Below are 10,693 nucleotides of genomic sequence, written 5' to 3'. Positions count from 1 at the left end.
ACTGCTACGCCTAGAGGGACCCATGCAAAGTTGGGGATATCGCTCGAAATTCAAGAACAGGGACACCGGACTTGAACCCTCCAAAAGCGGCGTGATAGGACTCTTGTGTTGTGCCTTAGGCCGGGATAGGTCTGAATCCCCTGCGGATCTCGCGCAGTTGGCGATGCACGTAAGGGTAGACCGCCCCGGATTTCTCATGACCGATTTCCACACAGCAGGAGGAGGAACCTTCAGGAGCAGAACCGATTACTATGCACCGACCAGTTCGGGAGCCAAAGGGAAAAATCCGATCATCACAGAGCGTCAGTATCTAGCAGATGCCTCTTTCATCGTCGCCTTCGAAGGAGACAGAGATCTGCTACAAAAATTAGCCGACAGCCTCGTCGATCCAGTGTGGCCACTAAGCCTTGGACGAAAGTCTTGTCCGCCTGCTGTATCCGTCTTCCTCGCCTTTGAGCATCAGGAAGCAAGAGCCGCACTGAAGTCGGTCGAGAAACCAGAGAAAGTCCAGGAATCTTACAAGCCTCGTTACATATGGGAAGTAAAACAAGCAGGTCCAGACACTGAGATGCGAAATGACGTTCCGATATCTTGGACAGATAGATTGGACCGGAACTACACCGTACGCTTCATCCAGAGTGAAATCGGGGAATGGCCACAATGAGCTTAATCCTGTCTCGATTGGTTCTCAATCCATTTTCTAAAAGTGCAATGCTCCTCGCAGCAGATCCCACTCGTCTGCACGAAGCCCTCTACGCACTTTTCGAGAAAGAAGAATCCGGGCGAATTCTCTTTCGAGTAGACACCACGGAAACCGGACCTAGCGTACTTCTACAATCTGCAGTTGAGCCCAATTGGGAAAAACTCCAACTCTCCGAAAGGGATCTTAGGGAGAAACCAGCCTCCAAAATGCTGGAAGTCAATGTGAGTGCAGGAACGGCCCTCTCGTTCCGTCTTCTTGCGAGGGCAACGAAGGTCGCGTCGAGTGGTAAGGGAAACCCGCGAGGACCTCGAAGAGATCTGCGAACCGACGAAGAACGTCTCGCTTGGCTTCATCGCAAGGCTGAAGAAAGTGGCTTCAAAGTCACCACCTGTGGCCTCACCCTCTACGCCATGCCGTCTATCAAATCGCAGAACGGCTTTCGCGCAAAGGGAGGCTCGTTCTCAGCAGTAAGGTTTGATGGTGAACTTGTGGTTACAGACCCAGAAAAATTGCGTGCAGCAGTTAAAAACGGTATCGGAACTCAAAAGGCTTTCGGCTTTGGCTTACTCAGTCTTGGTTCGACATAGAGTAATACTTAGGTAACTTTTTGGTATATGCTCCTACGATATGCCAGCAGATCTTCATCTACTTCCCAAGTTTCGCGACCAGTTGAGTTACCTATATGTCGAACACGCTGTAGTCGAACGTGAGCAAAACTCCATCGCTCTCTATATCAAAGAGGGCGAGGAGCTAACAATCACCCAAGTTCCCGTGTGCGATATAGCTCTGCTAATGCTAGGACCCGGCACAAAGCTAAGTCATGGGGCAATGGACATTCTAAGTAGGAACAACTGCCTTGTGGCCTGGACTGGGGAGGAAGGTGTTCGTATGTACGGCTTTGGAACGGGTGGCACTCACTCCTCGGAGCGCCTACTCAGGCAAGCCCGAATGGTCTGCGATCCCGACCTACGACTTCAAACAGTGCGTCAGCTGTACTGCTATCGCTTCCCCGAGGCGTTAGACCCCAATCTGACCATCGAACAACTACGCGGAAAAGAGGGCTATCGAGTCAGGAATCTCTATAAGGAGCACGCGGACAAATGCGGCATCGAATGGTCTGGCAGATCGTACGACCGAAATAAATGGGTGGGATCGGATCATCCCAATCGTGCTCTTAGTGCTGCCAATGCATGCCTTTATGGAGTCTGTCATGCGGCTGTTCTCAGCATGGGCTTCAGTCCAGCTCTAGGATTCATTCATACAGGTAAGCAGTTATCGTTCATATACGATCTCGCTGATCTATACAAGATGGAGCTGGCCGTGCCTGTTGCTTTCCGAGAGGCCTCAGAAGGTGGCGAAGATCTCGACCGCCGCGTCCGCATTGCCTTGCGAGATTCCTTCCGCGAAACCAAGTTCTTGGCGCGAGTCGCGGGGGATCTCATGCGGATCTTTGGTCCAGATGAAGACGATACGGAAGTCTTCGACGCCGACCCGTCTCTTCCAGGGCGTTTGGTGGGTGGTGTCGAAGGCGGCAAATCCTACGACGATGTGCTGGAGGAAAACTAGTTGGTCGTTCTCATCATTACCAACGCCAAGCCAGGACTGAGAGGTGAGATCACGAGGTGGATGATCGAACCACACGCAGGAGTATTTGTGGGCAACCTAGCCGCCCGCATTCGAGACAAGCTCTGGGAGAAGGTGGAACGAGACGTGCGAGATGGCTCAGCAGTAATGTTGTACTCAGCACGCACCGAACAAGGATTTGCAGTACGTTGCCACGGCGATAGATCGCGTATTCCAGTCGATTTTGAGGGTATGACTCTAATCAGGCGCACAATACCGCGCTGACTCGGATCGCACCTTGAAAGATTTATATGGATTTGTATAAGTCTAGGTCAATTCGTAGTGCAAGCCCCACACCCGTGGGGATGAACCGGCAACGTTATCCGCCACGGAATGCCCCGTTTGGCAAGCCCCACACCCGTGGGGATGAACCGCAGGTTGTCATCTGAACCTCTCGGGCCAACTGGCAAGCCCCACACCCGTGGGGATGAACCTGTGCCGTATTTGGCGCAGGAGGTGTCGCAGTGGCAAGCCCCACACCCGTGGGGATGAACCGTCAGAAGAGAACTCAGAAGTTTGTTCGACGAGGCAAGCCCCACACCCGTGGGGATGAACCGCTACTTAACGGGTTTGCGTCGGTGATGAACAAGCAAGCCCCACACCCGTGGGGATGAACCGCTCTTCGGTAGGCTTCAACTTGCAGCTGCACCGCAAGCCCCACACCCGTGGGGATGAACCGAAGCTGAGCGGCGCGTCTATGAACAAAATCCGGCAAGCCCCACACCCGTGGGGATGAACCGTTAAACCAGGGTTTGCTCAAAGACTAGGGCAAGCAAGCCCCACACCCGTGGGGATGAACCGGATACGGGGTATTTAGGTCGAAGCATTCCCCCGCAAGCCCCACACCCGTGGGGATGAACCGTAGACAGGCAGTAGACGTAGCCTGTAAGAGAAGCAAGCCCCACACCCGTGGGGATGAACCGGTACAGAGAGCAAACACGTACATGTGAGCGATGCAAGCCCCACACCCGTGGGGATGAACCGAAGAAGGGCAAGAAGAAATGAATGATGGCATCGCAAGCCCCACACCCGTGGGGATGAACCGAAAGGGCTAAGGCTTTAACCAAAGCGTATGCCGCAAGCCCCACACCCGTGGGGATGAACCGGGCCGGGAGGTTTGAAACTTGGTTCAATCCGGGCAAGCCCCACACCCGTGGGGATGAACCGCCGATGCGGGTGCGGGAATCACAGCAACACTCGCAAGCCCCACACCCGTGGGGATGAACCGGAAGTGAAGTTTATGAAAATTGATAGTAATGTGCAAGCCCCACACCCGTGGGGATGAACCGTAGATTAGCCTGTTTAGCCGTGATGTTTTGGTGCAAGCCCCACACCCGTGGGGATGAACCGGAAGGGAAAGCAGCTTCGATGCTTGCCGAGATGCAAGCCCCACACCCGTGGGGATGAACCGCTATCAGGCGCTAGCGGCTGGACAATGCCCGTGCAAGCCCCACACCCGTGGGGATGAACCGGACAACAGCAAGACGGATAGCGGACTATACATGCAAGCCCCACACCCGTGGGGATGAACCGTCTCTCATCTGGATACCTAAGAGTCAGTTGCAGCAAGCCCCACACCCGTGGGGATGAACCGTGATAGACGCTTTTACACATAGATTGTAGTTTGCAAGCCCCACACCCGTGGGGATGAACCGTAGATGGAGCTGCATCATCAGCATAACTAGTGGCAAGCCCCACACCCGTGGGGATGAACCGACGACGCACGTCTAAGAACACAGCGCCTGGCCGCAAGCCCCACACCCGTGGGGATGAACCGAGAGTTTATTAGAGCAAGGCTTCAACGAAGCGGCAAGCCCCACACCCGTGGGGATGAACCGCTAGGCTCGAATAGAAAATAGGAAAGATGAATGCAAGCCCCACACCCGTGGGGATGAACCGCTAGGCTCGAATAGAAAATAGGAAAGATGAATGCAAGCCCCACACCCGTGGGGATGAACCGCTAGGCTCGAATAGAAAATAGGAAAGATGAATGCAAGCCCCACACCCGTGGGGATGAACCGAAGGGCCTGATGTATCAGATAATTTCCTAGCGCAAGCCCCACACCCGTGGGGATGAACCGTGCATGTTTTGCACAGTGAGCGCCGCGTAACGGCAAGCCCCACACCCGTGGGGATGAACCGCCGTTGGCGATTGCGACCTGATACGCATCCTTGCAAGCCCCACACCCGTGGGGATGAACCGGCTTAGAAGAGACCAATTGTGCTGATCATCCTGCAAGCCCCACACCCGTGGGGATGAACCGGATCAAATCTCGGAGCTTGAGAAGCAGATGGAGCAAGCCCCACACCCGTGGGGATGAACCGGATCTTGCGTTGGCCTAGAAAGTCGGTGAACTGCAAGCCCCACACCCGTGGGGATGAACCGTAGTTCCGCCATCCTAGCTTTGAGTCTTTTGAGCAAGCCCCACACCCGTGGGGATGAACCGTTAATTGGACTTGGGTGAGACCCGGCCTCATGGCAAGCCCCACACCCGTGGGGATGAACCGATAACCGGGCCTCAACTTGTTATGGCTCTTGAGCAAGCCCCACACCCGTGGGGATGAACCGCACCTACCGACCTCAATCCAGAGTTCTTCAGTGCAAGCCCCACACCCGTGGGGATGAACCGATTCCAACCCTTTTGACGGACTGTTTGAGTCAGCAAGCCCCACACCCGTGGGGATGAACCGGATCGCGGCACCGGCGAACAGTGGTTCGATGAGCAAGCCCCACACCCGTGGGGATGAACCGGTAAAATTATTTTCAATACAAATACCTTCAATGCAAGCCCCACACCCGTGGGGATGAACCGTTTGAAACACTTAAACAGGGTGTATACCTGCTGCAAGCCCCACACCCGTGGGGATGAACCGCGGCTCACGACTTTCGGGCCATGGTGGCCGAAGCAAGCCCCACACCCGTGGGGATGAACCGAAGCCAAAAGCCAAGATGCCACGGCGTATGTTGCAAGCCCCACACCCGTGGGGATGAACCGGTGATCTAGTCGAATGTGTGCATGGTGCTAATACAAGCCCCACACCCGTGGGGATGAACCGGGGCGTCATATCCTCGCGCTGGTCGTTCTCAAACAAGCCCCACACCCGTGGGGATGAACCGAGTGTACGTTTCCCGTCACTTGTCTTGCGATTACAAGCCCCACACCCGTGGGGATGAACCGATGTACTGCATAGTTTCCTTACAAGGTCGCGAACAAGCCCCACACCCGTGGGGATGAACCGTTGAGCGCCTTCTCAATCAGCGCAAAGCGGATACAAGCCCCACACCCGTGGGGATGAACCGCTGTTCGTGGGACATCTGGATTCATCGGCGAAACAAGCCCCACACCCGTGGGGATGAACCGTAGTCTCCAGGGTTAAGCTGTTTCATCCACCCGCAAGCCCCACACCCGTGGGGATGAACCGACAAAACCCAAAGCCTCAGCTTTTGCCTGACTGCAAGCCCCACACCCGTGGGGATGAACCGGCCAATCGCCGGGAGCTGGAGCATTTGGCCTGGCAAGCCCCACACCTGTGGGGATGAACCGGCACGCAGGCACAACAGAGATAACCTCTTTGAGCAAGCCCCACACCCGTGGGGATGAACCGATGGTTAAGAGGGCCGCGAAGAGCGTCTAAGGGCAAGCCCCACACTCGTGGGGATGAACCACACGCCGAGAAGGTTGGTCGCGGCATGACGACGCAAGCCCCACACCTGTGGGGATGAACCGTAGAGCTGCCCGTTGGTGCTAAATGTGTAGGAGCAAGCCCCACACCAGTGGAGACGAACTCTTCAAGGGTAGAAAGACAAAACAAGGAACAGACGAGAATCCAGGATCCGGCATGGCCCCTCAAGCATCATCTAAATCGTGACAACCCCCGGTTTGTATAACGGGGGTAGAAAACGTAATGAGATAAAAAGAAGATAAAAATAATGAAAATAAGAAAAATATTGATTCTTCAATGAAACGAATCTCACTCGATCCGCGTCGTACATATCAGGACCGGGGTCGATCCAAACGTCATCTCCTAGATAACCGCCAAGTAGGTTGCTCAGCGTAGAAACTGGCATCTCGAAGACGGCAAAACGTTTTGCCCTAATACCGGAATACCCGAGTTCCTAGACCCGGCGAGGCCGTGTCTCTTTGCCACTCCACCGAGCGAGTGGGCTAAGGAGGTATCAGGATTCTAGGACTTACAGCAACCCAAAACGTCGTCCCTCTGCCCGAACCAGCAGAGCGCAAACTCGACTATCTCAGCTTCACCTTGCCTAACTGGGACGATCCAGTCAAAGCCTTCGAGAAGCTGGGCCTGAACTTCACAGAACTAGGCTACGCGCTGAACCGGTACAAACGAAGTGCAAAGGCGGATAGCGGCGATATCCGCGTGATGTGGGACGGTAACGAGATCGGTATGGGCGTCCATGTCCAGATGTCGGGCGGTGCCTGTCGCTTGGTCGAATCCCTGGAAGGCTTCACTGACTGGCGAAGCTGGTTAAGTTCCTGGCTAGAAGAAGGCGCAAGGTTCACCCGCGTCGACCTCACGGGCGATGACGTCGCCGGAACGATCCCGTTCCAACTAGTACTAGACCAGGTTAGAACCGGTGTCGCGGTGAGACGCTCGCAAAGCCATGAATACCGACAGAAGACCATTCGCGGCAATACCTATGAATCGCTGACACTAGGAAGTCGTAAGAGCGAGACCTATGTTCGCATCTATGACAAAGGCATGGAGCAGGGCGAGGCGCGCAGTTGGCTACGCTTCGAGTTCGAGTTCAAAGGAGAGCGGGCGGACGCCATGGCCCGAATGCTAGTCAATGAGGGCTGGGACGCGGCTTTCGGAGTCATCCTCTCGGTGCTCGCTTTCAAAGATGAAACACATCAAACCTCGGATAGATCCAGGCAGCGTAACGCGCCATGGTGGGAAGCCTTCGTCAACGCAAGCAAGCACGTCTTAAGAATCGAGCGTGAGGCTCATAAGTGCCTCATCAAAGCTCACGCCTGGCTCATAAAACAGGCGGCTCCCATCATAAGCACACTCGACTCTTTCGAAGGCGGAAGTATTGATTGGTTCGTTGACATCATCAAACAAGGCAAACCGCGTATGACGGCTCGTCATCGAATGATGCTTCAGGGGCTAGGAGCGCTTCCAAGTCTTCAGGTGACAGGATGAGACGTCAACCTAAGACTCCACTTGTAAGGGTGGAAAACGAAACCGTTATCCTCCCGAAACTCGCCTTCAGGGTCGAGGAGCTAGTACATGTACTAGGGCTGGGCAAGACCACTCTATGGGACCTCATCGGCTCTGGGCAACTGCCCCATATCAAGGTAGGTAAAGCGGTCTTAGTGACATCTAAACAGCTTGAAGACTTCTTAGACCGCATGGAACATCTCAAAGGCCGCGCTTAGAGCTGGCCGGTAACGATCCGCTCTAGTTCGCTGGCTAGGATTCGCCGCGCTTCGGTTAAAGTCCTCGTATAGTGGCGCTGGTTGACCCCTTGCAGTGCGTGGCCCATGTGCTCCTTCCTCGTGCTGTCTGAAACCATCGGCATGAGCTTCTCTATCCAGTTGTTATGCGAAAGTCTGCAATCTCTGATAGTCATCTCTTCGGGCAAGTTCATCCATGGCTTAATCTTTTGGAACTCTTTACGGTGGTCGCTAACATCCATGAACCCGCCTTTGCTACTGGGAAATAGCAGCGTAGAGCGTCTCTGAACGTTCCTCACCTCTCTGGTTAGCTCCATGTACTCTTTAATCCACTTGCAAAGGCTAGGGCATAGAACGGCGGTTCTGTGCTTGTTGCACTTGGGCTGACCGATGGTGTGTCCTCCCTGGTCGTCGACCACTACCGCGCGGTCAATGAGCAGCAGGCCGTTATCTAGATCGAACTGCTCTTCAGAGAGGGCGAACAGTTCACCGCGGCGCAAACCGGCTCCTAAAGCGATTGCAAAGAACATAGGCCAAGAAGCATCTAGACGCCCCTGTCTCGCTAGTACGGCAAGCCGCATAACCGCCATCCTGGCTTCAACCGGTGAGAGGGCTACGCCTGGTCGTTCTTGCACTTTAGGCAGCGTGACAACCACAAACGGGTTACCGCCATTCGTGTAGGTTCCGTACCGGATGGCATTGAGCATGTAGCCTGATAGGTCCTTGCGGATGGTGTGGAGCTGGCTTGGGGTGAGCTGGTGCCGAGAGCGCAGCTCCACAAAGAATTCTTTGGCTGTAAGCGGGTTGATATCCTCTAGGGGCATATTGCCAAGAATGGGCCCAATGAACCGCTTAAAACGGCTAGCACGCCCATTAATGGTCTTGCCTTGGTTCTTCTCGGCCCATTCGTTATTTCTGAGCCATTCCGCCCACTCTGAGAGCGTGTAGCCTTGGGACTGCTTCTTCTTGGCTCTGGCCACTTCGTCTTTAAACTCTCGTAGGGCCTTCTTGCCTTCGGCTTCAGTGGATACAAGCCGATCCAGTTCGTGAGGTAGATTCCACTTATCTCGGCATACAATGCGAACCCGCCACTTGCCTTTGTGCCTACCGCTCTCGATCTTCTTAACTGACCCTTCTCCCTTCACGGCTCTAGGTCTTTCGGCTGTTTTTCTCATATCTGAATTGAACCAGACGGTTTTTGAGCATTCCGGGGTTTAGAACGGTGACAAAACGGGGACTTTCTCCCTAAGAAAAAAGACTAATGCGCATACTTTGACCAAATTAGGTTCAAAACGCGGTGTCACTCTAAACAGATAGATAGGTACACCGTCTCCCCCGAGAGGAAAGGTGGGGATAGGAGAGTCCGGCTGCTCACCAAATCACAGCATTCATCCAGCGACCCGTTCGGCAATTTAACTTCATACGGGCGTGGAAAGAGAGGACAATCCTCATCCACATCCAAAGCGAACATCGGCAAACATAAGCCTGGACAAAAACGCAATGCCAACGGCGTGCTCCGACCGCAGCCCGTGGACGGTAACCGTCACGATCCCTACCACCTACCAAACCAACCACCATCCGCACAATCAACGTCCGAAAAGCTCTGAAGGAGCGACCTATATCAGACGCTGTCTTAGCTTGTCAATGGTATGAACTTCCTTTGCTTTCCAAAGAGTGTGGTGTACCGCTGTTTTGTTCCTGAGTAGGTGGGTGGTATTCCTTTCTGGTGCCGCTTCAAGATGCCGTAGCAGAGCATGATGAGCTTGCGGCAGCAAGCCGTAATGGCTGCAAGTTTGGGAAGACCTCTGCTGATGAGTCTTTCGTAGAAAGCTCCAAGAACCGCATTGTGCTTCACTCCCGCAAGAGCAGACATATGCAGGTTGCCTCTTACGCTACTTGGACCTTGTTTTGAGATCTTGGTTCTTCCTTTCCAGGTGCCAGATTCCTTCTTCACTGGGTTCAGTCCAGCTGCGGCGCTTGCTTGTTGAGCGCTCTGGTAGGTCTTGTAGTTCCAGCGCAGATGGCTCAGGATCCGTATGGCAGTCAGCTCTCCAACTCCTGGTTCTGCAACAAGAGCCACCACCATGGCTTGCATGCCTGCATCCGCAGCGATGAGGTCCTCAATATCGGTCAAGACTCTGAACCTCTCTTCTTCTAAAACCTGAACCATGCGCTTGATGGAATCCTTGATAGCCCCGCGAACGGCGTCACTCTCAAGTCTGTTCCTCTCTTGCAAAGCAAGCTTCTCCAGGTCATCTGCACGCCGAAGAAGCATCGTCATCGTGTCGTACACCTCTGGATCTGGATCCCAGAGCTTTGGCTTCATCATCTGAGCGTAGCGAGCAATCGCTCTTGAGTCGGATCGATCCGTCTTGTTTTGAATCCTCGCTCCAATCGCAAAGTGCTGAATGACCCTTGGGTTCTCACAGCTCACGCAAAGACCCGCTTCAGACAAAAAACGGGCAAGACCCAGTCCATACGTTCCTGTCGATTCCATACAGAAATGAATCTGTGAAGCTTCCGCTTTCTCTAAGCACCAGCCAAGAAGCTCTCGAAACCCTTGCACACTGTTCAAGAACTTGCGAGTCGCCATCCTGCCACTAGTACCACTCAAAAACGCGGCGTCCAAACTCTTCTTAGAAACATCAATCCCAACAAACCCTTCCACTTCAGCCCTCTTCCAGATGTATTCTTAGACGGTCGCCGGACCTCTGGCTTGTAAATGCGATGAAGTTCCCTTCGTGGATATCTTCGAGACGCTGTTCGAGGACCCTGGCGACCTATTGACCGAGCGCTCCCTATTATCCGAGGACAACGCCTCAAGCCCAGGTCCGCGCATTGAGCCGGTCAAATAAGTCTCTATCTAAGATACAAGCCCAGGTCGAAGCGAAGCGCAGGCCTGGGAAAGCGCAGCTTTAGAAAAAGGGGTGGGGTGCGGCGAATG

The 10,693-nt window shown here is 54.1% G+C and carries 8 protein-coding genes and 1 CRISPR repeat array; of the genes, 6 read left to right on the top strand and 2 right to left on the bottom strand.

The features are described 5' to 3' along the window. Nucleotides 1–22 precede the first annotated feature (22 nt). From cas5e to ACZ51B_RS16930, 6 genes are all read left to right on the top strand, one after another. Nucleotides 23–664 carry a type I-E CRISPR-associated protein Cas5/CasD gene (gene cas5e / locus ACZ51B_RS16955; RefSeq protein ID WP_464294528.1) on the top strand — a complete coding sequence of 214 codons (642 nt, stop codon included), beginning with the start codon at nucleotides 23–25 and terminating at the stop codon, nucleotides 662–664. Next, entirely contained in the window at nucleotides 661–1,290 is a 630-nt protein-coding gene (gene cas6e, locus ACZ51B_RS16950; RefSeq protein ID WP_464294527.1) for a type I-E CRISPR-associated protein Cas6/Cse3/CasE, read from the top strand. The genes cas5e and cas6e overlap by 4 nt, the downstream gene beginning before the upstream one ends. 40 nt (nucleotides 1,291–1,330) lie before the next feature. Continuing rightward, nucleotides 1,331–2,269, top strand: coding sequence for a type I-E CRISPR-associated endonuclease Cas1e (gene cas1e, locus ACZ51B_RS16945; protein WP_464294526.1), 939 nt, complete (start codon nucleotides 1,331–1,333; stop codon nucleotides 2,267–2,269). Then, the gene (cas2e, locus tag ACZ51B_RS16940; protein WP_464294525.1) at nucleotides 2,270–2,551 is read left to right on the top strand and encodes a type I-E CRISPR-associated endoribonuclease Cas2e; all 282 of its coding nucleotides are present in this window, start codon (nucleotides 2,270–2,272) and stop codon (nucleotides 2,549–2,551) included. It begins immediately after the preceding gene. Between the two features lie 59 nt (nucleotides 2,552–2,610). After that, a CRISPR array of direct repeats spans nucleotides 2,611–6,115; the repeat unit is 29 nt; unit sequence GCAAGCCCCACACCCGTGGGGATGAACCG. A 387-nt stretch (nucleotides 6,116–6,502) separates the two neighbouring features. Next, the gene (locus tag ACZ51B_RS16935; protein WP_464297195.1) at nucleotides 6,503–7,495 is read left to right on the top strand and encodes a replication initiation factor domain-containing protein; all 993 of its coding nucleotides are present in this window, start codon (nucleotides 6,503–6,505) and stop codon (nucleotides 7,493–7,495) included. After that, nucleotides 7,492–7,731 (top strand): helix-turn-helix domain-containing protein, encoded by a 240-nt coding sequence (locus ACZ51B_RS16930; RefSeq protein WP_464294524.1) that lies wholly within the window; start codon nucleotides 7,492–7,494, stop codon nucleotides 7,729–7,731. Before ACZ51B_RS16935 ends, ACZ51B_RS16930 begins: the two co-directional genes overlap by 4 nt. On the opposite strand, the gene ACZ51B_RS16925 is transcribed toward ACZ51B_RS16930, so the two are convergent. Together ACZ51B_RS16925 and ACZ51B_RS16920 are read right to left on the bottom strand one after the other, a co-directional pair. Further along, nucleotides 7,728–8,924 carry a tyrosine-type recombinase/integrase gene (locus ACZ51B_RS16925; protein ID WP_464294523.1) on the bottom strand — a complete coding sequence of 399 codons (1,197 nt, stop codon included), beginning with the start codon at nucleotides 8,922–8,924 and terminating at the stop codon, nucleotides 7,728–7,730. The genes ACZ51B_RS16930 and ACZ51B_RS16925 overlap by 4 nt on opposite strands. Before the next feature lie 458 nt (nucleotides 8,925–9,382). Then, nucleotides 9,383–10,417, bottom strand: a complete 1,035-nt coding sequence (locus ACZ51B_RS16920; protein ID WP_464294522.1) for an IS110 family RNA-guided transposase — start codon at nucleotides 10,415–10,417, stop codon at nucleotides 9,383–9,385. Nucleotides 10,418–10,693: the final 276 nt, after the last annotated feature.

It is taken from the genome of Fimbriimonas sp. LA-C6 (assembly GCF_055398105.1).
This window is presented reverse-complemented; position numbering and strand designations above follow the sequence as displayed.